At 66.5% G+C, this 25,151-nt stretch carries 25 protein-coding genes; 15 read left to right on the top strand and 10 right to left on the bottom strand.

What is annotated here, in order from left to right; genetic code table 11:
* Positions 1 to 137 precede the first annotated feature (137 nt).
* The 3 genes from P2Q66_RS18675 to P2Q66_RS18665 all read left to right on the top strand — a co-directional run bounded on the left by P2Q66_RS18675 (position 138) and on the right by P2Q66_RS18665 (position 4,664).
* The gene (locus P2Q66_RS18675) at positions 138 to 1,472 is read left to right on the top strand and encodes a molybdopterin molybdotransferase MoeA (protein WP_275730513.1); all 1,335 of its coding nucleotides are present in this window, start codon (positions 138 to 140) and stop codon (positions 1,470 to 1,472) included.
* Entirely contained in the window at positions 1,460 to 2,341 is an 882-nt protein-coding gene (gene fdhD, locus P2Q66_RS18670; RefSeq protein WP_275730512.1) for a formate dehydrogenase accessory sulfurtransferase FdhD, read from the top strand. The genes P2Q66_RS18675 and fdhD overlap by 13 nt, the downstream gene beginning before the upstream one ends.
* Before the next feature lie 307 nt (positions 2,342 to 2,648).
* Entirely contained in the window at positions 2,649 to 4,664 is a 2,016-nt protein-coding gene (locus tag P2Q66_RS18665) for a BCCT family transporter (RefSeq protein WP_275730511.1), read from the top strand.
* 57 nt (positions 4,665 to 4,721) lie between these two features.
* On the opposite strand, the gene P2Q66_RS18660 is transcribed toward P2Q66_RS18665, so the two are convergent.
* Positions 4,722 to 5,939: an ROK family transcriptional regulator gene (locus P2Q66_RS18660; RefSeq protein ID WP_275730509.1), complete on the bottom strand. Its 1,218-nt coding sequence runs from the start codon at positions 5,937 to 5,939 to the stop codon at positions 4,722 to 4,724.
* Positions 5,940 to 6,076: 137 nt separating this feature from the next.
* On the opposite strand from P2Q66_RS18660, the gene P2Q66_RS18655 reads away from it, so the two are divergent.
* From P2Q66_RS18655 to P2Q66_RS18635, 5 genes are read left to right on the top strand one after another with little or no spacing between them, the layout of a single operon-like run.
* Positions 6,077 to 6,838, top strand: a complete 762-nt coding sequence (locus P2Q66_RS18655) for a sugar phosphate isomerase/epimerase (RefSeq protein WP_275730508.1) — start codon at positions 6,077 to 6,079, stop codon at positions 6,836 to 6,838.
* Entirely contained in the window at positions 6,835 to 7,953 is a 1,119-nt protein-coding gene (locus P2Q66_RS18650) for a Gfo/Idh/MocA family oxidoreductase (RefSeq protein WP_275730507.1), read from the top strand. Before P2Q66_RS18655 ends, P2Q66_RS18650 begins: the two co-directional genes overlap by 4 nt.
* Positions 7,954 to 7,965: 12 nt before the next feature.
* Entirely contained in the window at positions 7,966 to 9,144 is a 1,179-nt protein-coding gene (locus tag P2Q66_RS18645; protein WP_275730506.1) for a Gfo/Idh/MocA family oxidoreductase, read from the top strand.
* Position 9,145: 1 nt separating this feature from the next.
* Positions 9,146 to 10,147, top strand: a complete 1,002-nt coding sequence (locus P2Q66_RS18640) for a sugar phosphate isomerase/epimerase (protein ID WP_115524751.1) — start codon at positions 9,146 to 9,148, stop codon at positions 10,145 to 10,147.
* A 1-nt stretch (position 10,148) separates the two neighbouring features.
* On the top strand, positions 10,149 to 11,165 hold the full coding sequence (locus P2Q66_RS18635) for a Gfo/Idh/MocA family oxidoreductase (RefSeq protein ID WP_275730503.1): 1,017 nt from the start codon (positions 10,149 to 10,151) through the stop codon (positions 11,163 to 11,165).
* A 13-nt stretch (positions 11,166 to 11,178) separates the two neighbouring features.
* Here the strand turns inward: P2Q66_RS18635 and P2Q66_RS18630 are convergent, their stop codons facing one another.
* The 3 genes from P2Q66_RS18630 to P2Q66_RS18620 form a co-directional block, all read right to left on the bottom strand.
* Positions 11,179 to 12,048: a glycosyltransferase family A protein gene (locus P2Q66_RS18630; RefSeq protein ID WP_079596921.1), complete on the bottom strand. Its 870-nt coding sequence runs from the start codon at positions 12,046 to 12,048 to the stop codon at positions 11,179 to 11,181.
* 152 nt (positions 12,049 to 12,200) lie between these two features.
* Positions 12,201 to 12,563 (bottom strand): hypothetical protein, encoded by a 363-nt coding sequence (locus P2Q66_RS18625; RefSeq protein WP_079596922.1) that lies wholly within the window; start codon positions 12,561 to 12,563, stop codon positions 12,201 to 12,203.
* A gap of 50 nt (positions 12,564 to 12,613) precedes the next feature.
* On the bottom strand, positions 12,614 to 13,513 hold the full coding sequence (locus P2Q66_RS18620; protein ID WP_079596923.1) for an SDR family oxidoreductase: 900 nt from the start codon (positions 13,511 to 13,513) through the stop codon (positions 12,614 to 12,616).
* A gap of 208 nt (positions 13,514 to 13,721) precedes the next feature.
* Between P2Q66_RS18620 and P2Q66_RS18615 the strand changes: the two genes are divergently transcribed.
* Genes P2Q66_RS18615 through P2Q66_RS18600 form a run of 4 tightly spaced genes read left to right on the top strand, consistent with a single transcriptional unit; the run spans position 13,722 to position 16,033 of the window.
* Positions 13,722 to 14,240: a DUF6328 family protein gene (locus P2Q66_RS18615; protein WP_079596924.1), complete on the top strand. Its 519-nt coding sequence runs from the start codon at positions 13,722 to 13,724 to the stop codon at positions 14,238 to 14,240.
* A 2-nt stretch (positions 14,241 to 14,242) separates the two neighbouring features.
* Entirely contained in the window at positions 14,243 to 14,905 is a 663-nt protein-coding gene (locus tag P2Q66_RS18610) for a DUF6766 family protein (RefSeq protein WP_079596925.1), read from the top strand.
* Positions 14,906 to 14,929: 24 nt separating this feature from the next.
* Entirely contained in the window at positions 14,930 to 15,283 is a 354-nt protein-coding gene (locus tag P2Q66_RS18605) for a LuxR family transcriptional regulator (protein ID WP_079596926.1), read from the top strand.
* Between the two features lie 6 nt (positions 15,284 to 15,289).
* On the top strand, positions 15,290 to 16,033 hold the full coding sequence (locus tag P2Q66_RS18600; RefSeq protein WP_275730500.1) for an MBL fold metallo-hydrolase: 744 nt from the start codon (positions 15,290 to 15,292) through the stop codon (positions 16,031 to 16,033).
* Between the two features lie 47 nt (positions 16,034 to 16,080).
* On the opposite strand, the gene P2Q66_RS18595 is transcribed toward P2Q66_RS18600, so the two are convergent.
* The 6 genes from P2Q66_RS18595 to P2Q66_RS18570 all read right to left on the bottom strand — a co-directional run bounded on the left by P2Q66_RS18595 (position 16,081) and on the right by P2Q66_RS18570 (position 20,543).
* Entirely contained in the window at positions 16,081 to 17,205 is a 1,125-nt protein-coding gene (locus P2Q66_RS18595) for a glycerate kinase (RefSeq protein ID WP_275730498.1), read from the bottom strand.
* An 81-nt stretch (positions 17,206 to 17,286) separates the two neighbouring features.
* Positions 17,287 to 18,096 (bottom strand): SDR family oxidoreductase, encoded by an 810-nt coding sequence (locus P2Q66_RS18590; RefSeq protein ID WP_275730497.1) that lies wholly within the window; start codon positions 18,094 to 18,096, stop codon positions 17,287 to 17,289.
* Between the two features lie 63 nt (positions 18,097 to 18,159).
* A complete protein-coding gene (locus P2Q66_RS18585; protein WP_275730496.1) occupies positions 18,160 to 18,576 on the bottom strand; it encodes a hypothetical protein in 417 nt (138 codons plus the stop codon).
* A gap of 91 nt (positions 18,577 to 18,667) precedes the next feature.
* Positions 18,668 to 19,117 carry a hypothetical protein gene (locus P2Q66_RS18580; RefSeq protein WP_275730494.1) on the bottom strand — a complete coding sequence of 150 codons (450 nt, stop codon included), beginning with the start codon at positions 19,115 to 19,117 and terminating at the stop codon, positions 18,668 to 18,670.
* 133 nt (positions 19,118 to 19,250) lie between these two features.
* Positions 19,251 to 20,006, bottom strand: coding sequence for a class I SAM-dependent methyltransferase (locus tag P2Q66_RS18575; protein ID WP_275730619.1), 756 nt, complete (start codon positions 20,004 to 20,006; stop codon positions 19,251 to 19,253).
* 156 nt (positions 20,007 to 20,162) lie between these two features.
* A complete protein-coding gene (locus P2Q66_RS18570) occupies positions 20,163 to 20,543 on the bottom strand; it encodes an STAS/SEC14 domain-containing protein (protein WP_275730493.1) in 381 nt (126 codons plus the stop codon).
* A gap of 112 nt (positions 20,544 to 20,655) precedes the next feature.
* Between P2Q66_RS18570 and P2Q66_RS18565 the strand changes: the two genes are divergently transcribed.
* The 3 genes from P2Q66_RS18565 (at position 20,656) to P2Q66_RS18555 (ending at position 25,124) form a co-directional block, all read left to right on the top strand.
* Positions 20,656 to 22,329 (top strand): ATP-binding protein, encoded by a 1,674-nt coding sequence (locus P2Q66_RS18565; protein ID WP_275730492.1) that lies wholly within the window; start codon positions 20,656 to 20,658, stop codon positions 22,327 to 22,329.
* An 18-nt stretch (positions 22,330 to 22,347) separates the two neighbouring features.
* Complete coding sequence (locus P2Q66_RS18560; protein WP_275730489.1) at positions 22,348 to 23,886, top strand: EAL domain-containing protein; 1,539 nt, start codon at positions 22,348 to 22,350, stop codon at positions 23,884 to 23,886.
* 173 nt (positions 23,887 to 24,059) lie between these two features.
* Complete coding sequence (locus tag P2Q66_RS18555; protein WP_079596934.1) at positions 24,060 to 25,124, top strand: EAL domain-containing protein; 1,065 nt, start codon at positions 24,060 to 24,062, stop codon at positions 25,122 to 25,124.
* Positions 25,125 to 25,151 lie beyond the last annotated feature (27 nt).

Genomic DNA, 25,151 nt, shown 5'->3' with positions numbered 1-25,151 from the left:
ACCTGATGGTCCCGTTTCCGTAAATGGTGCTTCGGTGGGCCTAAAACCTGGGGAGGTATTCCTCATCGAAGCACCACTTTCGGAAACGGGGCCATTTCCGTCCCCGCCGATATTCAGCGCAATGAGAGGGAGCAACGATGCTCACCGAGGAACTCGTATTCCAACCTTCTGATTCCCGCGCAGCGGTTGTCCGTAATGGGTCTCCCACCTGGGCTGAAGCCCGGCAGCTCGCCTTCGACTGCGCCAGGCCGCTCCCGCCGGCGAGCCTGCCCCTGGCTGACGCAGCCGGCCGTGTCCTCACCCGGGATGTCACTGCACTGCAGGACCTTCCGCACTATGCATCATCAGCCATGGACGGCTGGGCCGTGAACGGCCCGGGCCCCTGGCTTCTTCCGGAGGACAACCCTTCACCGCAGCACGCGACGCTGCCGGCGGACCAGGTGCTCTTACCGAACCGGGCACGCGTCATCGCCACCGGGGGACTGGTACCGGACGGCGCCGGCGCCGTCCTGCGCAAGGAAAGCGGCCAGGTATCCACGGACGCCGCAGGCAGGCACGTTCTCACGCTGCGTCCCGATGCGCGCCAGGGCGAGCCGCATCCCGGCCAGCACATACGTCCGGCCGGTGAGGAGGCAAGGGCAGGCAACGTGCTGCTGCCAGCCGGTACTGTCCTCAACCCTGCGCACCTCGCCCTGGCGGCCGTAGCAGGCCACGACGAAGTCCTGGTCCGCGCCCGGCCCGCAGTCGGCGTCGTACTGACGGGGGCGGAAGTGGTGACGCACGGCGTTCCTGCACCGGGACAGGTCAGGGACACCTTTGGCCCGCAGCTGGGCACGGTAGTCGGGCAGCTCGGAGGTACTGCCGGCCCTCCCGTGAGGATCGGCGACTCGTTCAGCGAGTGGCTCGCCGCCCTGGCGGACCGTGCCGCGCCGGCCGGTGAACGGCCCGACGTCATCATCACAACAGGCGGGACCGGCAAGTCCGGGACGGACCACTTCCGCGCGGCCATAGCCGCGCTGGGCGGTGAACTGCTGCTGGACGGGATCGCCATGCGCCCCGGCCACCCCGCCGTGCTGGCCGGACTCCCGGACGGCCGCTTCGTCGTCGGACTGCCCGGAAATCCCCTGGCGGCCATGATGGCGCTCCTGACCATCGGTGCACCGCTGCTGGCTGCCCTCGGAAACCGGCAGCTGCGCCCGCTGGACCAGGTGCTGTCCGGCAGTGACATCGAACCGGACGCGGGACGCACCCGGCTCATCCCCTGCAGATTCCTTTCCGGGCTGGCGTTTCCGCTCCAACACACGGGTCCGGGCATGATGCGCGGCCTGGCATGGGCGGACGGCGTTATGGCCATTCCCCCATGCGGTGTTCAGTCAGGCGAACCTGTCCCTGTCCTCCCTCTTCCCTGGACACAGCCAGGTGAGACCATAGATTCCACGAACAGTCAGGGATACACGCCATGGCCCGTATGACCCAGCGCCGGAAGATCCACCGTTTCCACCTGGATGGATCAGCCACCGAGTTCCCCGTCCGGTTCAAGGAGGATGTCCTCGCCGCCGAGGAGCCACTGGAAATCCGGCTGGCAGGACAGCCCTTTGCCGTCACCATGAGGACTCCCGGCGACGACTTTGACCTCGTGGCCGGTTTCCTCGTCTCGGAAGGCGTCATCCGCCAGCAGTCAGACCTGGTGTCGCTGCGCTTCTGCGCCGGCAGGAACGGGGATGTGCAGACCTTCAACGTGGTGGATGCCCAGCTGGGACCTGGCGCGGCCATTCCGGACACCAAGCGGCACGTCTACACATCAAGCTCCTGTGGCATCTGCGGGACCGAATCCATCGACGCCGTCCGCAAGACCCTGCACTTCGACCCGTCCGGGGACGGGCTGCGGGTTCCCGTGGACCTCCTGGCCGGGTTGCCGGAAAGGTTGCGGGAGGCCCAGGCCGTGTTCGACAAGACCGGCGGCGTGCATGCAGCGGGCCTGTTCAGGATGGACGGGGATGAACCTGAACTGCTGTGCCTGCGCGAGGACGTGGGCCGCCACAACGCGGTGGACAAAGTAGTGGGCTGGGCGCTGCGGGAGGGGCTGCTGCCGCTGCGCGGCACCGTCCTGCAGGTCTCGGGCCGCGCGTCGTTTGAGCTGGTCCAGAAGGCCGCCCTGGCGGGAATCCCGGTCCTGGCTGCCGTCAGCGCGCCTTCCAGCCTTGCCGCGGACCTTGCTGCCGAGACCGGGGTGACCCTGGTGGGATTCAGCAGGGGGCACAGCCTCAATGTTTATGCCGGCCGGGAACGGATCGGACGTCCCGGCAGGGTGGCCGTTGAGGCGGCGTCCTGCGCAACATGAATCACGACATGCAACAGTGTGTTTCGGGCGTTTAACGTGTCAAGAGTTACAGGGCGCCTTCAGAAAAACCTTGACTTTGAATGTGGTCTAGCGCACTCTGTTGCTTAGCGCGAATTCTGTTGATTCTTGCGGAACACCTCCCCCAGGGCTTCCCGGCCCTTCCTATGTGAATAAGAACCCTGAACCTAAAGAGGTGCGACACCACAGTCAGCGAATCGGGCGTGGACCCCAACCTTCCGCCCGGACTATCGCCCCAAGGGCATGCATCAATGCCTGCCCGTGACTCGCCGAGCAAAGGAACCCGCTCATGGCTATCAACAGCGAAATATCATCCCCCAAACCGAACGGCCTTCCCGTGGACAGCGATCCACTGGAAGCCCCTGTCAGGCCGAACCCGGACGTGAAGGACAGCACCGTCCCGGCAGCCGGAGCTGCCGCAGCCGGCACGCCGGCAGAAACTGCCCCGGCCGAAAGCGAGACCGCCATCCTTCCGGAGACAGAAGAATACGAGCAGATCCTCGAGGAGCTGCGCCAGAGCAAGACCGAGCAGGCAGTCTCCGAACGCCGCAACCGCAAGCTCATCCTCGACAAGACCACGTTCGGCACCACGGGCGTCCTCGCCCTGGCCTTCGTGGTCTGGGGGTTCGTTGGCAAGGAAAGCCTTTCCACAACCTCCACCGCAGCCCTCGACTGGGTAATGGAGTACACGGGCTGGCTCTTTATGGTGCTGGCCTCCCTCTTCGTCGTTTTTGTCCTGTGGCTGGCCCTGGGCAAGTTCGGAAACATCCCGCTGGGCAAGGACGGCGAAAAGCCCGAGTTCCGGACCGTGTCCTGGGTGTCGATGATGTTCGCCGCCGGCATGGGCATCGGCCTGATGTTCTACGGTGTCGCAGAGCCCCTGTACCACTTCATCACTCCCCCGCCCGGCACCGTGGACGGCCGCACACCGGACGCCATCCAGACAGCGATGGCCACGTCCATCTTCCACTGGACCCTCCACCCCTGGGCCATGTACGCAGTGGTGGGTATTGCCATGGCGTACGGCACCTACCGGCTGGGCCGCAAGCAGCTGATCTCGGCTGCCTTCACCTCGCTGTTCGGCATCAGGACGGTGGAAGGCCCGGTGGGGAAGTTCATCAACATCCTCGCCATCTTCGCCACGCTTTTCGGCACGGCCGCGTCACTGGGCCTCGGAGCACTGCAGATCGGAAGCGGCCTCACCTCCAACGGCTACGTGGGTGAAATCGGGACTCCCGTCCTGGTGGCCATCGTAGCCATCCTGACGGCGTGCTTCGTCGCCTCGGCCGTATCCGGCATCAGCCGCGGCATCCAGTGGCTGTCCAACACCAACATGGTCCTGGCCGTCATCCTTGCTTTGATCGTCTTCATTGCCGGGCCCACCCTGTTCATCCTCAACCTCATCCCGGCAGCTGTGGGAGATTACGCCCGTGACCTGGCAGAGATGTCCTCCCGCACCGAGGCCGTGGGTGACGAAGCGCTCCGTACCTGGATGTCAGGATGGACCATCTTCTACTGGGCATGGTGGATTTCCTGGACGCCCTTCGTAGGGATGTTCATTGCCCGCATCAGCCGTGGCCGGACCATCCGGCAGTTCGTGACCGGCGTCCTGCTGGTCCCGAGCATCGTGAGCGTCATCTGGTTCGGCATCTTCGGCGGTACTGCGTTCAAGATCCAGCAGGACGCCGACAAGGCAAACCTGCCGGGCCTGATGACGGTCACCGACGGAACTGCCAGCATTGATTTCGACGGCGCCCTGTTCAACCTGGTCAAGAACCTGCCCCTGCCGGCCTGGCTGATCGCCGCCGTCGTGGTCCTGGCCATGGTACTGGTTGCCATCTTCTTCATCACCGGCGCGGACTCGGCATCGTTGGTTATGTCCTCGTTGAGCTCCAACGGCTCCTCGGAGCCGAAGCGCGGCCTGGTCATCTTCTGGGGAACGCTGACCGGTGCCGTGGCGGCAGTTATGCTCCTGGCCGGCGGTGACGAACCTTCCGAAGCCTTGTCGGGCCTGCAGCGGATCACCATCGTTGCGGCGCTGCCGTTCGTCGTCGTGATGCTGCTGCTTTGCTTCGCCCTGGCCAAGGACCTGCGCCGGGACCCGCTCTCGCTGCGCCGCCGCCTGGCCACGTCGGTGGTGGAGCGGGCCATCCGCACCGGCGTCGAGCAGCACCGCGGGGTCCAGTTCGACCTCGTGACCAAGCACGAATGCGCGGAGACCTGCCCTGACCCCGAGTCCTGCTCCGGGGGAAGCTCCGGAGGCAGCTCTGCAGTCAGCTCCGGTCCAGAGACTGACAGGAAATAGCGTTACGTACTGGCCCTGGTGATCACATCACCAGGGCCAGTTTTTTGTGCCGGGAGCTTAGCCGGCAATAGCGCTCCCGGCGAGTGTTGCCTCGACGACGTCGGGCGACAGGACGTGCTGGGTGACCATCTGGCTGGCCCCGAGGATTGCCGCGCGGGGCCCCGCCATCGAGATCCCGATGCGCAGGTGCGCCGTGGCCAGCGGCAGCGAGCGCCGGTACACCACCTCGCGGATCCCGGCCACAAGGTGCTCCCCCGCCTCCCCGATGCTGCCGCCAATGATGACAATGGACGGATTGAGCAGGTTGACCGCGGCGGCCAGGACGTCGCCCACATCGCGTCCTGCCTGGCGCAGCGCCTGGACAGCCTGCGGGTGCCCCTCCCGGACCAGCCGCAGCACATCGGCGCCCGTTGCCGCATCCAGGCCCTGCGCCTGGAGCTGCCGGGCGACGGCGGGCCCGGACGCGAGCGCTTCGAGGCAGCCGTAGTTGCCGCAGCGGCACAGGACGTCATCGCCCCGCGGCACGCGGACATGGCCCAGGTCGCCGGCCGTGCCGTTTGCCCCGCGTTGCAGCTGCCCGCTGCTGATGATGCCCGCGCCAACGCCCGTGGCGACCTTGATGAACAGGAAGTTGCTGTGCTCGGGCCAGTAGGCGGTCCTCTCCCCGAGGGCCATGATGTTGACGTCGTTGTCCACCAGGACAGGGACCGGCAGCGAGCGCTGGACATACGGGACCACGTCGAATCCGTCCCACCCCGGCATGATGGGCGGCTTAACGGGCCGCCCCGTGTCGTGTTCAACCGGGCCGGGCAGGCCGATGCCCACTCCGGCAAGGTCCTTGAGGGGGCGGCCGGCCTCGGCGAGCAGCCCTTGTGCAAGGGCAAGGATCCGGCCCAACACGGCTTCCGGCCCCTCAGCCACTTCCTGCTCCAGCCGGCGCTCCGCCACAATGCTGCCGGCAAGGTCAGTGACGGCCACCACCGCGTGGGTGGCCCCGACGTCGACGGCCAGCACAACGCGCGCGGCCGGGTTGAAGGCAAAGCGCGACGGCGGCCTGCCGCCGCTGGAGCTTGCCTCCCCCGCGGGCCCAACCAGGCCGGAGCTGATGAGGGCATCGATGCGGGAGGCAACGGTGGAGCGGGCCAGCCCGGTAGTGATGGCAAGTTCGGCGCGCGTCCGTGCCTGGCCGTCACGCAGGAGTTGGAAGAGATCCCCGGCACGCCCCTGCAGCCCCTGGATGTCAGGCGGAGCAAATTGTCCGGCGGTTTTGGTCATACGAAATTGATAGCACGCCCACTTACTTCTGTCACGCGCACAACTTTTGCTTGACCTTCGGCAAAAGTCCTTCTAGCTTTGCACTAAGACAAACTGCGGGCGGGACACTGCCACATGCCGAAGAAGCCAGGAGAACCATGCCGTATTCAGTCCAGCTCTACACCCTGCGCAACGCCATCGAGGACGACCTGCCCGGAACCATCAGGAAGGTGGCGGAGATCGGCTTCACGCAGGTGGAGCCCTACAACTTTGTGGCCACCGCCAGGGAGCTGGGCGCCGCGCTGAGGGAAAACGGCCTGGCCGCACCTTCCGGCCACGCTCCGCTGCTCAGCCAGGACCAGGACGAAATTTTCGCCGCGGCCAAAGGACTCGGCATTGCCACCGTCATCGAGCCCTTCATCCCGGCCGATCACTGGCAGAACGCGGAGGACATCCACGCCACGGCGGCCAGGCTGAACGCAGCAGCCAAAAAGGGCGCCGAATACGGGATCCGCGTGGGCTACCACAACCATCAGTGGGAGCTGGAGTCCACCATTGAAGGCCGCACCGCCCTGGAATACTTCGAAGGCCTGCTGGATCCGGAGGTGGTCCTGGAGGTGGACACGTACTGGGTGGCTGTCGGCGGCCATGACCCCGTGGACATCCTTGCCAGGCTGGGTGACCGGGTGAAGCTCATCCACATCAAGGACGGCCCCCTGACCACGGACACCAAGGCGCAGCAGCCCGCAGGGCAAGGCAAGGTCCCGGTCCTGGACGTCATCGCAGCGGCGAAGTCCCTGGAGACAGGCGTGGTGGAATTCGACGACTATGCCGGCGACATCTTCGACGGCATCGCCCAAAGCCTGGCCTTCCTGAACAGCAACACCGCCGGCAACCCTGCAGAAGGAGCAACGGCATGAGTCCCCTTTCCGCACGCAAAGGCCCGGTAGGCGTCGGCGTCATCGGCGCCGGCAACATCAGCAAGCAGTACCTGGACAACCTCACCGTGTTCCCCGACCTCAAGGTCCACGTCATCGCCGACATGTTCGAAGAGGCGGCCGAGGCCCGTGCCAAGGAGTACGGCATCCCGGAATGGGGCGGCGTGGACAAGGCACTGCACCACCCGGACGTGGAGATCATCGTCAACCTGACCATCCCGGCCGCGCACGTTGAGGTGGCCACAGCCGCCGTAAACGCCGGCAAGCACGTCTGGACGGAGAAGCCGTTCAGCCTGGACCGGGAATCCGGGCTCGGGCTCCTCAAGACCGCCGACGCCGCAGGCATCCGCCTGGGCTGCGCACCGGACACCTTCCTCGGCGCCGGGCTGCAGACCGCCCTGCGCCTGATCCAGCGCGGCGACATCGGCACGCCCCTGACCGCGATGACCACGTTCCAGACCCCCGGCCCGGAGTCCTGGCACCCCAACCCGGCGTTCCTGTTCCAGCATGGCGCCGGCCCGCTGTTCGACATGGGCCCGTACTACCTCACCACCCTGGTCCAGGCATTCGGCTCCATCCGCAAGGTGGCCGCCGTCGGGTCCAAGGCCAAGGAAGTCCGCGTCATCGGTTCCGGGCCCAAAGCCGGCGAGGAATTCACGGTTGAGGTACCCACCCACGTCTCAGCGATGGTGCAGTTCGAGTCCGGCGCCTCCTCCCACAGCGTGTTCTCCTTCGAATCCCCCCGCGCACGGGTGGGCATGGTGGAGATCACCGGCACCGAGGCCACCATTTCCCTGCCGGACCCCAATTACTTCGACGGCGACATCAGGATGTGGCGGGCCGGAGACGAGGACTGGACCACCATCCCGGCCACCGGCCCGGCGAACGGCCGGGGCATGGGCGTGCTGGACATGGCCCGGTCCATCCGGGCAGCTGTCCCGCACCGGGCCACCGGGGACCTTGCGTACCACGTCCTGGACAGCATGGTGTCCATCTCCGAATCCATTGATGCCGGCACATTCATCAACGTGGAAAGTTCCGCGCCGGCCTCCGCAGCCCTCCCCGAAGACTGGGCACCCGAAACCGCTACCCTCTAGGAAACCCCGACCATGACACAGCAGACACAAACCAGCGGCGCCCGTTCCCTCGGCGTTGCCGCCATCGGCTACGCCTTTATGGGAAAGGCCCACTCCAACGCGTGGCGGAACGTGGCCAGCTTCTTCGACGTTCCGGCCTTCGAGCAGCAAGTACTCGTGGGGCGTGATGCCGGGCAGGTGGCACAGGCGGCAGCCAAGTACGGCTGGGCTGAGTCCGCCACCGACTGGCGCTCCGTCATCAACCGGGATGACATCCACATCGTGGATATCTGTGCACCGGGCTGGATGCACGCCGAGATCGCCGTCGCCGCCCTCGAGGCCGGCAAGCACGTCCTCGTCGAAAAACCCCTGGCCAACACCCTGGCCGAAGCTGAACTCATGACTGCCGCGGCGGCAAAGGCCCGGGCCCGCGGCGTCCAGTCGATGATTGGCTTCAACTACCGCCGGGTCCCCGCACTTGCCCTCGCCAGGGAACTGATTTCCGAGGGCCGCGTGGGCACGGTGCGGCACGTCCGCGCCGCCTACCTGCAGGACTGGCTTGCCGATGACCAGGCCCCCATGACCTGGCGGCTGCGAAAAGAAACAGCAGGCTCGGGTGCCCTCGGCGACATCGCCTCACACGCCATCGACCAGGTCCTCTACCTCCTGGGCGACCAGGTCACCGAGGTCAGCGGCCGGCTCCACACCTTCGTGGACCGCCGGCCGGGCACCAACGGACCGGAGGACGTAACGGTCGACGACGCCGCCTGGGCAACACTGTCCCTCGCCTCCGGAGCCATCGCCTCGGTGGAGGCCTCCCGGGTGGCCACAGGGCGGAAGAACTCCCTCCAGATTGAGGTCTACGGCGATAAGGGCAGCATCCTCTTCGACCTGGAAAACCTCAACGAACTCGGCTTCCTGGACGCCACCGCGCCCGCCCGGGAGCAGGGCGTACGGCGTATCCTCGTCAGCGAACCGGACCACCCGTACCTTGATGCATGGTGGCCGCAGGGCCACATCATCGGCTGGGAACATACCTTCACCCACCAAATCCGCGACTTCCTGCTGGCCGTGCAGGACGGAACCCAGCCGTCGCCGTCGTTCGAGGAAGGACTGAACGTGCAGTACATCCTGAACGCCGTCGAGGAATCCGCCGGCAACAAAAGCGCCGCCACACCCGTCCACGCACCGCTTTCCACCGAAGGAGCCTGACATGCCCCGCCCGTTCACCCTTTTCACCGGCCAGTGGGCCGACCTGCCCTTCGAGGAAGTCGCCAAGCTGGCCTCCGGCTGGGGCTACGACGGACTCGAGATCGCCGTCTCCGGCGACCACCTGGACGCCTGGCGCTGGGACGAACCCGGCTACGTCGAGTCCAAACTGGAGATCCTCAAAAAGTACAACCTCAAGGTCTGGGCCATCTCCAACCACCTCACCGGCCAGGCCGTCTGCGATGACCCCATCGACTTCCGGCACCAGGGCATCGTCCGGTCCAAGGTCTGGGGGGACGGCGAGCCCGAAGGCGTCCGCCAACGCGCCGCCGAGGAAATGAAGCACACCGCCCGGCTCGCGAAGGCACTGGGCGTGGACACCGTCGTCGGCTTCACAGGCTCCTCCATCTGGCAGTACGTCGCGATGTTCCCGCCCGTCCCCGAGAAGGTCATCGACGCCGGCTACCAGGACTTCGCCGACCGCTGGAACCCCATCCTGGACGTCTTCGACGAATGCGGCGTCCGCTTCGCCCACGAAGTCCACCCCTCCGAGATCGCCTACGACTACTGGACCACCGTCCGCACCCTCGAAGCCATCGGCCACCGCGAAGCGTTCGGCCTGAACTGGGACCCGTCCCACATGATGTGGCAGGGCATCGACCCCGTCTCCTTCATCTGGGACTTCAAGGACCGGATCTACCACGTGGACTGCAAGGACACCAAGATCCGCCAGACCGGCCGCAACACCGTCATGGGCTCCCACCTGCCCTGGGGCGACCCGCGCCGCGGCTGGGACTTCGTCTCCGCCGGACGCGGTGACGTCCCCTGGGAAGCCTCCTTCCGCGCCCTCGCGGCCATCGGCTACAACGGACCCATCAGCGTCGAATGGGAAGACGCCGGCATGGACCGCCTCCACGGCGCGCCCGAAGCCCTTGCTGCGCTGAAGAAGTACGATTTCCCTGTTTCCACCGCTTCGTTCGACGCCGCCTTCAGCAGCAAGGACTGACATGCCCCGCCACAGCAACGGCACCTCCGACGGACAACTCCGTTGGGGCATCCTCGGCACAGGCTTTATCGCCGCGCTGCAGGCCCAGGACCTGCTGGACAACGGGTTCACCGTCCAGGCCGTCGGCTCCCGGAGCCTGGAATCCAGCCAGGCGTTCAGCGCCCGGTTCGGCATTGCCACCGCGCACGGCAGCTACGAGGAGCTCGCCGCCGATCCTGAGGTGGATGTGGTGTACGTTGCCACGCCCCACGTGTTCCACCACGCCAACGCACTGCTTGCCCTGAACGCGGGCAAGCACGTGCTGGTGGAGAAGGCCTTCACCATCAATGCCCGCGAAGCGCAGGACATCGTGGAGCTCGCGGAGGCCAAGGGGCTGGTGGCCCTGGAGGCCATGTGGACCAGGTTCCTCCCGCACATGGTCCGCCTCCGGGAGATCATCAGGGAGGGCACCATCGGCGAGGTCAGGAAGGTCATCGCCAGCCATAACCAGGACCTCCCCAAGGACCCGGCCCACCGGCTCAACGATCCTGCCCTGGGTGGCGGCGCGCTGCTGGACCTTGGCATCTACCCCGTCTCGTTCGCGTTTGATGTATTTGGCGCACCCGAAACCATCCGGGCCAGCGCTGCCATGACGGCGACGGGCGTGGACCGCCAGACGGCGGCGGTTTTCGAGTATGCGCAGGGACAGCAGGCCATCCTCGACTGTGAACTGGATGCCGCCGGCCCCAACCGGGCAGTGGTGATCGGCACCGGCGGCTGGATCGACATCGAACCCACCTGGTACAACCCCACACCCTTCACCGTTTACGACACCTTGGGCAACGTCGTGGAACGGTTCGACCAGCCCGTGAAGAGCAGGGGCATGCAGTACCAGGCAGCCGAGCTGGAGCGGCTCGTCAGCGAAGGGCTCACCGGAGGCACCGTGCTGCCGCCAGCTGAGAGCGTGGCCGTGATGGCTGCCTTGGACGGAATCCGCCGCCAGATCGGCCTGGCGTACGACGCCGACGAACGGCTTTAGCGGCCGGCCCGCCTTAGGCGGGACCGCGGTTCAGGACCACCTCGTAGGCTTCCACGCGCCGGTCCGTCACGGTGGTGGGCGATTCCAGGTGGACTGCCCCGGAGGGCAGGATGCCGGCCCCGCCGAAGCGTTCCATGACCTGCCACTGGGCCATGACGTCCTCCCCCGCGTGATCCGGCGGCAGGTCCGGCCAGAAGGTAAACCCACCGGCGTCGTTCAGGGCTTCGCGCCGGTACATTACGCACCCGCCCAGCCACGCCACCCGGTAGGGCACCCATTGTCCCGGCTCAAGGGACAGGTCGGCGCTGAGGTGGCTAAGGTTGGCGGCGCTGTGGAGCGGCCAGCGCTCGAACGCGGGGTCCCCCGGGCGGATGCGCTCCGGCATCACCCCGCCTTCCCACGCTTCGAAGTTCGCGGTCTGCCCGGGCCGCCGGTCGTCCAGGTAGGACAGACCCTGCGGGGCCATCCCTACAAAGCCGCACCCAAGCTCGTGGAGCGCGCGGCTGAGCAACTCCACGGCACCCGGCTCCAGCCAGATGTCGTCGTCAAGGAAGAGGCACTGGTCCGCCGTGGACTGCTCCAGCAGGAACTGGCGGTGTTCCGCCAGCCCGCGCCGCGGCAGGTGGCGAAGGAGCCTGACCGGCCGCCCCTGGGCTTCCAGGACCCGCACCATGGCGGCAGCGGCGGGGTGCTCCCAGCCGGGCCCGTCCGTGGACTGGTCGCTGACGACGACGGCGAAGGCCGGGTCGGTTTGTCCGGCAAGTCCCGCGAGGGTGACGGCGAGTTCCGCCGGCCGGTCGCAGGTGGGTACAAGAACGTCCACTGCAACCCGTTCCGGCCTCTCAGCCGGCCGCGCCCACTGTCCTGATGGTCTCCTGCTCACAGTTCCTCCTGGCACCGGCGGGAAAGGGCCGGCAACTGGCGAATTGGTTTCGCATGGTCCGTACCCCGCCGGGAGCCATGTATGCCGGACACGGCGAAGGCCCCCGTCCCGGCATGGAGCCGTGGCGGGGGCCTTCAGCGGATCAGGACCGCTTATCCGGCGTCGAAGCTCTCGCCGCCGCTGTCTTTGGGCGACTTTTCCTGCGGGAGGTCGTTGCCGCTGCCGTCCGGAATGCCGGTGGCTTCCTGCCCGGGCTCGGAGGAGACCGGCGCGGAGCCCTGGGAATCGTCGTTGAACTCGTTGATCTCAGCCTCGCCGGAGGGAAGGTCCATGTCACGCGGAACCTGTTCCTCCCCGACGCCGGACTGCGGTTCGTTGGTGTCAGCCCCGCCGGCACCCGATGTGGTGCCGCCCTGGCTTGCGCCCTGGTTGCCGCCAAGCTCCTGCTCAGCCGTCGGAGTGCCGTAGCCGCCCGGGTCCTTTTCCGGCTCGGCGTGCTGGTTTTCCTGCGTCATGGTTCCTCCTGTGTGCGATGGGATGAAACTGGTGTGTAGAATCCGGCTGCTTAGAGCCCCTTGCCGCCCGTCACGGGCAGCACCGCGCCGGAAATGTAGGACCCGTCTTCGGAGGCCAGCAGAACGTACGCCGCGGCGAGCTCAGCAGGCTGGCCGGCACGTTCCAGCGGCGTATCCTGGCCAAACTTCGGGAGCTTGTCCGGCCATTCGGTGGCGGGGATCAGCGGCGTCCAGATGGGGCCGGGGGCCACCGCGTTGACGCGGATCCCCTTGGACCCCAGTTCCTGCGCGAGTGCCTTGGTGAACGCCACCTGCGCGGCCTTGGTCATGGCGTAATCGATGAGGCCCGGCGAGGGATTGAAGGCCTGGATGGATGCCGTGGTGATAATCGAGGCGCCCGGTTTGAGGTGCGGGACCGCCGCCCGTGCGGTCCAGAGCAGGGAGTACAGGTTGGTCTTGAAAACCCGGTCGAACTCCTCCGTGGGAAGGGTCTCCAGGCTTTCCCGGTTCTTCTGATAGGCAGCGTTCAGCACCACTACGTCCAGGCGGCCGAATCCGGCCACGGTTTCCTCGACGATCCGGGTGCTGAAGTCCTCTTCACGCCCGTCCCCGGCGAACAGGAGGACGCGGCGCCCCGCCTTCCGGATCCAGTCCGCCGTGTCCTGGGCGTCGTCTTCCTCCTCGGGAAGGTAGGAGATGGCTACGTCGGCTCCCTCACGGGCAAATGCGATGGCCGCCGCCTTGCCGATGCCGGAATCGCCGCCGGTGATGAGTGCCGCCTTGCCCTCCAGCTTCCCGTGTCCCTCGTAGCTGAGTTCCCCGTGGTCAGGTTTGGGATCCATGGGCGCGGTGAGGCCCGGCTGCTTCTGTTCCTGCTCGGGGAAGGGGCCTGCGTGGTAGCCGCCCCGGGGGTCCTTTGGCTGGTCCGTCTGCTTGTCTGTGCCGCTCATAGTCCACCTACTCGCTGTGTCGGTTTTCGAAGAGCCCTGCCGCCGGCCCTTCGACGCTATCCCGGCCGGCGGAACAAAGTCCACCCGTTCGGTGCCGATAATCAGTAAACTTATCAAATGTTGATACCGGCGCAAGATCGGCCTTGTTTCTGGGTATGTGAAGAGTAGAAAGGGAAACAGGGCCGGCCAGGCCAAGGAAGGAGCAGCGATGTCCGAGGTGGAGGATTACACCGGCAGAACCGGGCGGAACGAAACCCGCGAGGAGCAACTGGACCGCAACTGGGCGGAACTGCTCCAGGAGATGCGCGTGCTGCAGATGGGCGTCCAGATCCTGGCAGGCTTCCTCCTGACCCTGCCCTTCCAGGAACGGTTTGAAGACCTGGATGACTTCCAGGTGAACCTGTACCTGACCAACGTGGTGATCGCCGCACTGACCACGGCGTTGATCCTCCTGCCGGTCAGTGTGCACCGGAGGCTTTTCCGGAAGCGCCTCAAGGAAACTCTGGTGTCCAGCGGCGACACGATCGCCAAGATCACCCTGGCCGGCATCGCGCTGCTCAGCGCCGGCACTGCAGCCCTGGTTTTCGACGTCACCGCGGGCCGCTCGGCCGGGCTGACGGCCGGCGCGGCACTGCTGGCCGTGATGGTGGTCCTGCTGGTCTATGTCCCACTGCACCTTAACAAGCGCGCCGCCGCAGGAATGACGGCCAGGGCAAACAAGGAGTGACAATGCGCAAATGGGCCAAGGAACACGGGCTGCTGCTGGCGAACGCAGCCCTGTTCCTGATCTTTTTCGGAGGGATGATCCTCTCCGGAGCAGCGTCGTACAGCGAAGAGCAGCAGGCACACGGCGAACCCGGGGTTTCAGTCCTGCAGTTCATGGGCACCGGGGAGTTTGTCGAGGCCACCTTTGAGAACTGGGAATCGGAGTTCCTGCAGATGGCCCTGTACGTGGTGCTGACGGTTTTCCTGTTCCAGAAGGGATCGTCGGAATCCAAACCGATGGGCAAGGAAGCCCCGCAGGACGAGGATCCCCGCGAGGCCGCCATCAAGAAGGCAACGCCGTGGCCGGTCAAGCGCGGCGGTGCCGCATTGAAGTTCTACGAGCACTCGCTGTCCATCCTGCTGTTTGTGCTGTTTTTGGCCTCCTTCACGGCGCACGCCCTGGGCGGCACTGCGGCGTACAACGAGGAGCAGCAAAGCCACGGCCAGCCCACAGTCACGTTCCTGCAGTACGTGGGGACCAGCCGCTTCTGGTTCGAGTCTTTCCAGAACTGGCAGAGCGAGTTCCTGGCCATCGCCGTCCTGGTGGGCGCGTCCGTCTACCTCCGGGAAAAGGGCTCCCCGGAGTCCAAGCCTGTGGCCGAACCCCATTACGAAACCGGCGCCTGAGCCGGTTCCTGTCGAAAGGAATCCATGCGAACTGTTGTGAAATCCGTCCTTCTGGCCCTCCTGCTCCTGGCTGCGCCGGCACTTTCGGTGGCACCGGCCTCAGCCGCACAACATCCGGCGGTCGCCGCGGGCGACGCAGCTGTCCAGGCGGCGGCGGGGACTTCCGGAGGGGTGTGGGCGCCGGCAGGCAACACTCCCACGCCGTCTCCCGGAGATACCGCCTCCAGCGGACCTGCGAACCCCGGGACGGGCGAGTCCGCGCAAAATGAGTCCACCCGGCTGGACTTCGCTCCCTGGGTGATCGGCGCAATCGCCCTGGTAACAATCATTGTGGTACTGATCTGGCGGCGCCGCCGGAACACCACCATCGTGGGCTGAGGGCGCATGATTACTCCAAACGTGGCCGACGGCATCCACCTCATCACGCATGCCCACGTCAACTGCTATCTGGTGGAGGACCAGGACGGGCTGACCCTGGTGGACGCCGGGCTGCCGAGCATGTGGTCCATGCTGCTGGAACTCCTGGAGGCCCGCGGCCGGCGGCCGGAGGATATCAAGGCCCTGGTCCTCACCCACGGGCACTTCGACCATGTGGGATTTGCGTTGCGGGCACGGCGGGAGTGGAACGTGCCGGTGCTGGTCCATCCCCGGGACGCGCACCTGGCTGCCCATCCGTACAGCTACAAGCCCCAGCGCAACCGGTTCCTCTATCCTCTGAGCCACCCGCGGTCAGTGCCGCTGCTGGGGAGGATGGCGGCAGCCGGAGCGCTGGCCGTCAAGGGAGTGTCAAGCACCCGGCCACTGCCTACCGGCGCCGCCTTGCCGGTGCCGGGACGGCCCACGGTTGTCCACACTCCTGGCCACACCGACGGGCACTGCATCCTGCATCTCGCGGACCGCGACGCCGTCCTGAGCGGCGACGCCCTGGTGACCCTGGACCCCTACACGGGCAAGGCGGGGCCGCAGATCGTTGCCTCCGCGGCGACCAAGGACACGAAGCAGGCCCTGGCGTCCCTGCAGGCGATAGCCGCCACGGGTGCCGCAACCGTGCTTTCAGGCCACGGGGAGCCCTGGACGCAGGGCGCCGGCGCAGCAGTGAGCCATGCACTGACGGTCGGGGCCCACTGACAGTCGGGGCGTATTGAGGCCGTCTTTTCCGGTAATGCCCAGGGGCTTTAGGCCCCTTCGAGTACCTGGCTCGTTGCCCAGGCCAGGTACTTTCCGGCATTGGCAACAGCATCCTGCGGGCTCGACGCCACGTCCAGCAACTGTGCCGCAGCCACCACGCCGTGCCGGGCGAGGTCTTCGGGTGTCACCAGGATCCGGCCGGCCACAACGATGACCGGTATGCCCCGCTCGCGGGCGGCGTCGGCGAGCGCAATGGGCGCCTTGCCGGTGAGCGACTGGGAATCCATGGACCCTTCGCCGGTAATCACCAAATCCGCGCCGCCCAGTTGCTGTGCCAGGCCGGTGAGTCCGGCTACCAGCGCGAAACCGCCTTCCAGCGTGGCGCCCGTAAAGGCAAGGAACGACGCCGGGAAGCCGCCGGCGGCGCCGGCGCCGGTGACGTTCACGTCCCGGCCCGTGGCTTCCCGCAGGACGGATGCCCAGTTGCGGAGGCCGGCGTCGAGCTGTTCCACGGCGTCCTGGTCTGCACCCTTTTGCGGGGAGAAGACGTGGGCGGCGCCGGACGGTCCGTAGAGCGGGTTGCGGACGTCAACAGCGATCCGGAAGGTGGTTGCCGCGAGCCGGGGGTCCAGGCCGCTGATGTCCAGTGCGGCGACGTCGGCGAGGGATCCGCCGCCCAGGGGCACCACGTTGCCGGCGGAGTCCAGTGGCTTCAGGCCGAGGGCGCGCAGGGCTCCGCTGCCGCCGTCGGTCATTGCTGATCCGCCCAGGCCCAGCACGATTTCCGTAGCACCTGCTTCCAGGGCGGCCGCGATGAGCTGTCCGCAGCCGTAGCTGTGGGCCCGCAGGGCGTTCTCCGGCGTGGGTTCCATGCTGGCGAGGCCCGATGCCTGGGCAGTTTCGATGACGGCGGTGACCTTGCCATCGCTGCCCTTGCGGATGGCCCAGGCGGCCCCGAGTGGTGCCAGAATCGGGCCCACCACGGCGTTGAGCCGTTCCTCGTAGCCGGCGGCGACGGCCGCTTCAAGGGTGCCCTCGCCGCCGTCGGCGATGGGGAACTGGGTGGCCACGGCGTCGGGGTAAACGCGCAGAGCGCCTTCAGCGATCGCGGCAGCGGCTTCGGCTGCCGTCAGGGAGCCCTTGAACTTATCCGGAGCAATAAGGATGCGCATGCGCTCCATCATGCCAGCACCGCGCGGGAAAGCGCTTGCCAAATCCGGTATGCGGACAAACCCTGTCGCTTAGGAGAAACCTCAGCCTTCGCGCCACTCGTGGCTGGTGATGTGCGAGCCCGCCTGCGGGCCCATCTGGAGCATGCCGCCGTCCACTGGCCAGGACGCTCCGTTCACGTAGCTGGAGGCAGGCGAGGCCAGGAAGGCGATCACGGCAGCAATCTCCCGGGCGTCACCTGGACGGCCCAGGGGCACGCCCGGGCGGTCCTTCTTGGTGGGGTCCTCGTCCTCCTGGCCGGTCATGGGAGTGGCAATCTCGCCGGGGGCCACGGTGTTGGCAGTGATTCCGTGCTCAGCCAGTTCCAGGGCCAGCGTCTTCATAAGGCCGGCAAGCCCATGTTTAGACGCGTCATAGGCGGAGGATCCCACCCGGGGCTGGAATTCGTGGACGCTGGTGACGGCGATCAGCCTTCCGCCCCTGCCTGCCTGGACCATGCGGCGGGCTGCTGCTTGCAGGCAGACAAACGCGCCGTTGAGGTTGGTGTCGAGTGTCTGCATCCAGCGGTCGATGTCCATGTCCAGGAATTTGGTGCTCTCGCCGGTGCCTGCGTTGTTGACGAAGACGTCCACGCCGCCGAGCTCGTCAGCGAGTTCGTCGATCACGGCGCCTGCCGCCCGGAGCTCAGTGGTGTCCAGTTGGCGGATCACGGCCTTGCGGCCCAGAGCTCGGATCTCCTCGGCGGTGCCTTCGGCCCCGGCTTTGTCGGAGTGCCAGGTGACACCAACATCCAGTCCGGCGCGGGCCAGGGCCACCGCAGTGGCCTTGCCGATGCCGGAATCGGATGCGGTGACGATGGCGGTGGCGGGAGTGAAGTTGCTGGTGTCCTGCATCGAGGCAGCCTTTCGGGTGGGTCAGGGTGCGTGGATCATCTTGGGTCGAACTGGTCGCAGCGGTCAGGCGGGACGGCGAAGTTCCGCCTCCGGCGGGTAGCCGCCGCGTGCTGTGGCCGGTTCCTCGGGAACGGCCATCAGCGGGACGGCGAAGGTGACCACCGGCCGCGCTTCCGGGTCGTCCGCCGACCTCACGGTCAGACTCCGGGTGCCGGGCGGCACCGAGGGGGTGAAGACCTGAAGGTTCCGGGAACCCAGGACCGCGGAGTCCCGCAGTGAGTACTCGGTTCCAAAGTGGTCCTGGAGGATAATCCGGGGCTGCGGTCCGCCCTCGGACGCCATCTGGATATTGACCACCAGCCCGGTGGCCCAGATTTCCACCGACAAGACGGTGAATTCATTCGAGTCCGTGACGTGGCGTCCATACGTGGGCGGCAGCAGCATCCTGCGAAGGGAGCCTGACGGTATGAGTTTGCGCATTGTTGTTCCTGTGGGTCTTGCGTCCGCGGTCGCCGAAGTGGCGCCGGATGCAACTCCGGTGCTGCCGAAACGATGGGGGCGCGGGTGCGGCTTAGGCGTCTTCGCGGTTGGGATTTTCCAGCCGGAAGAAGTTGGATTGCTGCCCGTCGCTGCGCTGTTCCTGATAGATGAAGTTCAGCCCCCGGGAGTCGAAGGTTTCAAACCATTCCTCCCAGCTGATGTGGCGAAGCTTGTCATTTTCGCCGCCAAAATCGATTCTCAGCACTCCGAGGTGGTCTCCGTGTTCGGTGCCTTCCACCGTAGCGGGAACGCCGTCGCGCTCCTCCGCCCACTGCCTGATGACTTCGTGGTGGGTGGTGGCGAGGCTGCGTCCCTCACGCTCCGGCTCGTCGTCCGGCGAGGTGACTTCCTGTGAGTACTTGAGGGATTTGGAGGAGTCCGGCCCGCGCCGGATCTTTCCGCCGTCCGGGCCGGGGCCCAGGTCCTCTTCATCCGTGCCCGCGCCGGAATCGCGGGCGTTGTTTCCCTTGTCCTGTGCCATGGCGGCCATCCTTTCCCCAAGGTCCTAACTAGTAAGGCTACTTACTATGTAGCCTCCGGATTGGCCCTTGTGTCAAGGGGTTTGGCGGCTTTCTGCGGCTTCCCGCAATGGCGCCACTGCCGGGCCCGGGCCGCTAGGTCCGGGGGCGCAGTACCGCATAATATCCGGGAACGCGTCCCTGCCCGCTGATGCCGGTTGCGGGATTCGTTTCGATGGCCACGGCTCCGTCCTCCACGAGTTGCCAGGCAGCGGGGGGCAGTGCCCGGGAGCGCTCCTCCGGGCCGAAACGGCCGGGCATCGGCAGGCCGCGGATGGCCCGTTCGAGCGGAGCAGGAATGCTGCGGGATGTGGCGCCCAGATGGGATACATACTCCACCGGGTTCCCCTGGAAGTTGGTCTCCGCAAGGAATACGCTCCCGCGCTGCCCAACCAGCAGGCGCAGGTTTTCCGCGAGGGCCGCCTGGTCTGCCGCGCCCAGGACATGGAGGACGCCCCGGATGAACACGTTGGCCTCCCGCGGGAGGTCTTTCTCTGCGCCCGGCGCCGTCATGTCCCTGACCTGGAACCGGACGTTGCGGAGTTCAGCGGATTCGGCCTCGGCCCGGTTCACCGCGTGCGCGGACACGTCCACGCCGATGACCTCGGGGAAAAGTCCGGCCAGGGCCCTGCTGAAGCTGCCGTGCCCGCAGCCGATGTCCACGACGGGAAGCTCCGGGTCCAGGTGGCGGAGGAGGACTTCCTTGTAGCTGAGGAATTCCTGGTCCGTTCCGGAATCCCACAGGACCTCACCGGCCGCCCCGGTGGCCCTGATGCCGGCCCAGTAGGTGTCCCAGGCCAGCGGCCGGTCCTTCGGCGCAGAGCGCGACAGCCGGACGAGCTTGGGGATCATCAGGTACTTCTGCAGGGCAGATGCCACCGATTTCGCTGGGGAGGACTTTGAGGGGGAGGACACCGGTCCAATATATGTCCCGGAGCTGTTGCCGGCGGTACGGCACGGGCTATGCGGACCTGCCTCTCCCCCGCCGGTGCCGCAGGACCCGCCGGGTCAGGCCGCCGCACCCTCCAGCTTCAGCCAGGCCATGGCTTCCTCCCGGGATGTGAAGAAGCGGGTGGGACACGGCAGTTTGTTGATGCCCAGGATGAAGTTGGCCATCACTTTGTCCACCGGCGAGGCACCCAGCAGTGCGATGCGTGAAGCCTGGCAGGGGCGGCCAAAGACGGCGCGGGCGCCCCGGCTGACCTTTTCGGTTGTGGCCATGTCCACCAGCATCGGATGCCGGTTCTCTCCGCAGAGTTCGTTCACCCTGCTCATGGCATTCTCTGCATCAGCCTCGCTGATGGCCGCACCGCGCGGCCAGCGCAGGTGCAGGACGCCGCCCTCGAGGGTGAGGTGGCCCTTTTCGCGTTCTTCCGGCTGGTGCGTCACTTTGTCCTCCCAGTGAATATTCATGGAGCCGCCCGCCCCGCATCCCCCTACAATGTACTCAACTGGGAGGAAAGTGAGCATTGTGGCAGCTGATTTGCCGTGTGACTTGCGCATGCCCCGCAGCGCGGTGGTGGCGGATGCCAACGCCGGGCGGCTGGCGCTGAACGCCGCCGCTCTCCGTGATGCCGGATATACCGTCCACTCCACCACGGACGCCGCCGGGCTGGCTGCCCTGCTGGACGGCTGCCAACCAGCTGTCATTGTGGTGGATGCCCCGCTGCTGCCCGCCGCCGAGTCGGAAGCGCCGGTCCTGGTCATGGTGGACCTCGACAACATCGCCGAGTGCACTGTCCGCCCTCCGGGCATCCACGACTGCATCGCCAAACCGCCGTCGCCCCGGGAACTGGTCCACCGCGCTACGGCGCTCATCGATCTGGTGTCCCGCCGCAATGCCTCGCGGCAGGAGGCCGAGGCGCTGCGCGGGCAGCTCCGGCAGGTGTCCGCAGCTGTACGGGCAACGAACGATCCGCAGGAAATCGCGGACCACGTGGTTGCAGGATTCGGCCGGACGTTCAAGGCCGACCATGTCTGCCTGGCCACCTTTGAGGACCATCGGGTCCCCCCGATCACGGCCGCCTGGAGCAGGCCGGGACTGGAGCCGCTCCCGGCCGATGCGCTTCCGGACGAGGAGGAAGCACGCCGGACGGCCGACCTCCTCTGGGCCGGGGCAGAAACCCTGTCCTCGGACGGCGCCGAGACGGACGACGCCGAACCGGGCACCGCCGCGACTGACGGGGCCATGCAGGGCAAAGGCGGGCACGCGGCGGCAGGCGAGGCGCCGGCGTCGGGCATTGCCAACGCTGCCTCGACGCTGGCCATCCCCATGGGCGAAGGAAGCTCGTCGCTGGGCATCATCTGGATCGCCAGTGTTGACCGGCCCCGGACATGGTCCCGTGCTGAACTGGGACTCATCCAGCACGTTGCCGGCAACGCCGCGCACGGACTGATCCAAAGCCACCTGATCAGCAGCCAGCAGCAGGTGGTCAAGCAGCTCCAGCAGCTGGACAAGGCCAAGACGGACTTCCTGGCCACCGTCAACCATGAACTGCGCACGCCGCTGACGTCCATCATGGCCTACCTGGACATGATCCAGGAGAGCACGGAGCAGCCCGTCTCCGCCGAAGTCCACCAGATGCTGGACATCGTGGTCCGGAACACCGAGCGGCTCCGGACCCTCATCGAGGACATGCTGAGTGTGTCGCGCAACGGCCTTGACGACAGCCTGATGCACCTCACCCCGGTGCGCCTGGGCCAGACCCTGGACCTGGTGGCAGCAGCGCTCCGGCCGCTGGCGAAGCTGCAGAACGTGACCATCGCCGTCGACCCGGTCCCGGAAGACCCGGAAATCCTCGCCGATGAGGTGCAGCTGCAGCAGGTGTTCACCAACCTGGTGTCCAACGCCATCAAGTTCACCCCCAGCGGCGGACGGATCGAGGTAGGCAGCGAATCGCACGCGGCGGCGGACGGCACCCGGTGGGCCACCGTGAGCGTCGCGGACACGGGCATCGGCATTTCCAGCGAGGAAATCGACCATGTCTTCACCCGGTTCTACCGTGCTTCCAACGCCATGTCCGGCGCCATCCCCGGCACGGGCCTGGGACTGGCCATCACCAAGGACATCGTGGCCCGCCATGGGGGACACATCGATGTGGCCTCCACGCTTGGCGCGGGCACCACCGTTACGGTCAGCCTCCCCCTGGATGCCGACCGGTCCCGGTCCAACTAGCGGGGAGGAGCACTTTCGATGTTTGCGGATGACGATCCCCGCCTCTCCCACCTGCTGGAAGGCATTGTGCGGCTGGCCTCGGGAGACCTCAGTTCCCGGATCGAGGTCTCTGATGCCCGCGACGAGCTGGATGCCATCATCATGGGCACAAACCTGCTGGCCGAAGACCTGCAGATCATCTACGAAGAGCTTGAGCAGCGCGTCCAGGTGCGGACCCAGCTCCTGCACGAGGCCCACCTCGAAATGCAGAAGATGGCCATGCAGGACCCGCTCACCGGCCTTGCCAACCGCTCGGCCCTGATCGAGGCTTTGCGGACAGCGCTCGACGCCGCCAGCGCAACGGGCGAGGGTCCCGCCATCCTGCTGATGGATTTGGATGCCTTCAAATCCATCAACGACAGCATGGGCCACACGGCCGGCGACCAGGTCCTCATCACTGTGGGGGAACGGATCCGCAGCGCGGTACGCTCCACCACCGACGTCGTCGCCCGCCTGGGCGGGGACGAATTCGCCATCGTTATGCCGGAGGCGTCACCGGACCAGGCAGTCATCGTGGGACACCGCATCCTGGCGGCCCTCAAGCGGCCCATCGAGATCCCGGGCCGCAGCGTGCGCTGCGGCGCCAGCATGGGGCTGAGCGTTGGCAGTGCCGGCCAGGCCCCGGAGGACATGCTGATGGAGGCCGACGTCGCCATGTACGCCTCCAAGGCGGAAGGGCAGAACCGGCTGCACCGTTTCGAGCCGGCGCTCCTGCTGATGCGCAGGCTCCGCAGCCAGCTGGTGGACGACCTGCGCGCCGCGATCAAGACCGATGGCCTGATGCTCCACTACCAGCCCGTGGTGGAGCTCGCCACCGGCCGGATCGAAGGGGTGGAGGCGCTGGTCCGGTGGAACCACCCCACCCGCGGGTTCATCATGCCCGATGAGTTCATTCCCCTTGCCGAGGAAGCCGGGCTGATCTCCGAACTGGGGCTCTGGGTGCTCCGGACGGCAGTGCACCAGCTCCGCGACTGGATCGACGCCTCCCTGGTGGACAGCCGGTTCTCCGTCCGCATCAACATCTCCGCGACGGACCTGCAGAGCCTGCAGTTCATCGAGGACGTCCGGAACGTCCTAAAGGAAACCGGCGTACGGCCGGAGCAGGTGGTCCTGGAACTGACGGAAGTGGCCATCGTGAAAGGCAACGAGCTGGACCGTTATTCGCTGGGAGGCCTCCGCGGCCTGGGAGTGGGCATCGAAATCGATGACTTCGGGACCGGGTACTCCTCCATCAGTTACCTCCGCCGGCTTCCCGTGGACCGGGTCAAGGTGGACCGATCGCTGATCAGCGGGCTGGGCACCGACCCGGGCCAGCCTGAGCTGGTGGCTGCCGTCCTGCAACTGGTCCGGGCATGCGGGCTGGAGGCCGTGTGGGAGGGCGTGGAAACAGCGGAGCAGGCAGAGATTTTGCGCGGACTCGGCTGCCTCAGCGCCCAGGGTTACTACTTCAGCAGGCCGGTCCCGCCTGAACAGATCCCCTTGCTGCTGGCAGACCGGGCGGAAAGCGCTAACCCTTAGGGGCGAAAAGTACTGCGCTTTTGTTCACGCCGATATACGATCATCGTGCGGTGTCTGGTTTTCGTCGCCGCGAAAACAGGGAATAACAGAAACACCTGACCTTAAAAGGCGTTTAGAAATTGAACATTAATGGGCCACTGGGTCATTACTTCGTCAACTGGGGGGCGTAGCTAATGTCGGTTCGTGTACAGGCATGGGGAATTATTGCCGCGGTGTTGGCGGATACCGATCCGTCCGGGGCCGCCGTCCGTCAGCGCCTTAGCAACAGCCTCGACGAGAACCCGGGCGTGCCGGAACGGGCGCTGCTGGAATACCTGCTGGAAACGCGGCGCAGCGAAGCCAATACGGTGGAAACCCTGGAAAGCGCCAGGGAGATGCGCCTGACGCCCCGCGCCATTCCGCCAAAGCTTGCCGAACACATCGACGCCATCCGCAGCATGTCGCGCATCAGCGCCCTGCTTGAAAGCCAGATGCTGATGACGGCTTTCCAGCCCATTTACGGGCTGGCGGGGAAAAACGTGGTGGGCGTGGAAGCACTCTCACGCTTTGTCAGTGACGACGGCGCTGCGGCGGAACTGTGGTTCGCAGAGGCCAGGGCAGTCGGCCTGGGCGCCAACCTTGAGTTCTCGGCACTGGGATCCGCCGCAGCGGCCGCCAAGGACCTTCCGCCGCATCTTTTTGTGTCGCTGAACATTTCGCCCACGTCATGCCTCGATCCGCGGCTGCCGGAGTTGTTCGAGCACATCGACCTTCCCGTCAGCCGCGTGGTGCTCGAATTGACCGAAACCATCGCGGATGAGCAGTACGCGCAGTTTATTGCCGCGGTCACTCCCCTCCGGGACAAGGGCCTGCGGATTGCGGTTGACGACACCCATTCGGGCGCCGGCGCCCTGAGCCGCATGGTGCACCTGCGGCCCGATTTCCTCAAAGTGGGCCGGGACGTGATCGGCGAGGTGGACAGCGACGGCATCCAGCGTGCCCTGGCTGCCTGCCTGGTGGACTTCACGCGGCAGATCGGCACCACCCTGGTTGCGGAAGGCATCGAAACGGTCGGCGAACTGAAGGTCCTCACCGAACTCGGGATTGACGCCGGCCAGGGCTACCTCCTGGGCCGGCCCTCCGTCCGGCCGCAGGACTGGGCGTCCTGGAACACCCGCCTTGACGTGGACGGCCTCAACCGGCAGCTGGTCGGCACCGAGCAGTCCGGCCGGGATTCCCAGCCCACCGATTCCCCCTAGCCCGGACCGGCGCCACCGGGATGTTTA

It is taken from the genome of Arthrobacter sp. Cr_A7 (genome assembly GCF_029222765.1).
Lineage (GTDB): Bacteria > Actinomycetota > Actinomycetes > Actinomycetales > Micrococcaceae > Arthrobacter.
The sequence above is the reverse complement of the archived record's forward strand: the minus strand, read 5'-3'. Positions and strand labels throughout refer to the sequence as shown.

Bases quoted from the DNA above. Each gene is read 5' to 3' on its own strand.
- P2Q66_RS18675 (WP_275730513.1), top strand. From the start codon at position 138: ATGCTCACCGAGGAACTCGTATTCCAACCTTCTGATTCCCGCGCAGCG.
- fdhD (WP_275730512.1), top strand. From the start codon at position 1,460: ATGGCCCGTATGACCCAGCGCCGGAAGATCCACCGTTTCCACCTGGAT.
- P2Q66_RS18665 (WP_275730511.1), top strand. From the start codon at position 2,649: ATGGCTATCAACAGCGAAATATCATCCCCCAAACCGAACGGCCTTCCC.
- P2Q66_RS18660 (WP_275730509.1), bottom strand. From the start codon at position 5,939: ATGACCAAAACCGCCGGACAATTTGCTCCGCCTGACATCCAGGGGCTG.
- P2Q66_RS18655 (WP_275730508.1), top strand. From the start codon at position 6,077: ATGCCGTATTCAGTCCAGCTCTACACCCTGCGCAACGCCATCGAGGAC.
- P2Q66_RS18650 (WP_275730507.1), top strand. From the start codon at position 6,835: ATGAGTCCCCTTTCCGCACGCAAAGGCCCGGTAGGCGTCGGCGTCATC.
- P2Q66_RS18645 (WP_275730506.1), top strand. From the start codon at position 7,966: ATGACACAGCAGACACAAACCAGCGGCGCCCGTTCCCTCGGCGTTGCC.
- P2Q66_RS18640 (WP_115524751.1), top strand. From the start codon at position 9,146: ATGCCCCGCCCGTTCACCCTTTTCACCGGCCAGTGGGCCGACCTGCCC.
- P2Q66_RS18635 (WP_275730503.1), top strand. From the start codon at position 10,149: ATGCCCCGCCACAGCAACGGCACCTCCGACGGACAACTCCGTTGGGGC.
- P2Q66_RS18625 (WP_079596922.1), bottom strand. From the start codon at position 12,563: ATGACGCAGGAAAACCAGCACGCCGAGCCGGAAAAGGACCCGGGCGGC.
- P2Q66_RS18620 (WP_079596923.1), bottom strand. From the start codon at position 13,513: ATGAGCGGCACAGACAAGCAGACGGACCAGCCAAAGGACCCCCGGGGC.
- P2Q66_RS18615 (WP_079596924.1), top strand. From the start codon at position 13,722: ATGTCCGAGGTGGAGGATTACACCGGCAGAACCGGGCGGAACGAAACC.
- P2Q66_RS18610 (WP_079596925.1), top strand. From the start codon at position 14,243: ATGCGCAAATGGGCCAAGGAACACGGGCTGCTGCTGGCGAACGCAGCC.
- P2Q66_RS18605 (WP_079596926.1), top strand. From the start codon at position 14,930: ATGCGAACTGTTGTGAAATCCGTCCTTCTGGCCCTCCTGCTCCTGGCT.
- P2Q66_RS18600 (WP_275730500.1), top strand. From the start codon at position 15,290: ATGATTACTCCAAACGTGGCCGACGGCATCCACCTCATCACGCATGCC.
- P2Q66_RS18595 (WP_275730498.1), bottom strand. From the start codon at position 17,205: ATGCGCATCCTTATTGCTCCGGATAAGTTCAAGGGCTCCCTGACGGCA.
- P2Q66_RS18590 (WP_275730497.1), bottom strand. From the start codon at position 18,096: ATGCAGGACACCAGCAACTTCACTCCCGCCACCGCCATCGTCACCGCA.
- P2Q66_RS18585 (WP_275730496.1), bottom strand. From the start codon at position 18,576: ATGCGCAAACTCATACCGTCAGGCTCCCTTCGCAGGATGCTGCTGCCG.
- P2Q66_RS18580 (WP_275730494.1), bottom strand. From the start codon at position 19,117: ATGGCACAGGACAAGGGAAACAACGCCCGCGATTCCGGCGCGGGCACG.
- P2Q66_RS18575 (WP_275730619.1), bottom strand. From the start codon at position 20,006: ATGATCCCCAAGCTCGTCCGGCTGTCGCGCTCTGCGCCGAAGGACCGG.
- P2Q66_RS18565 (WP_275730492.1), top strand. From the start codon at position 20,656: ATGCCCCGCAGCGCGGTGGTGGCGGATGCCAACGCCGGGCGGCTGGCG.
- P2Q66_RS18560 (WP_275730489.1), top strand. From the start codon at position 22,348: ATGTTTGCGGATGACGATCCCCGCCTCTCCCACCTGCTGGAAGGCATT.
- P2Q66_RS18555 (WP_079596934.1), top strand. From the start codon at position 24,060: ATGTCGGTTCGTGTACAGGCATGGGGAATTATTGCCGCGGTGTTGGCG.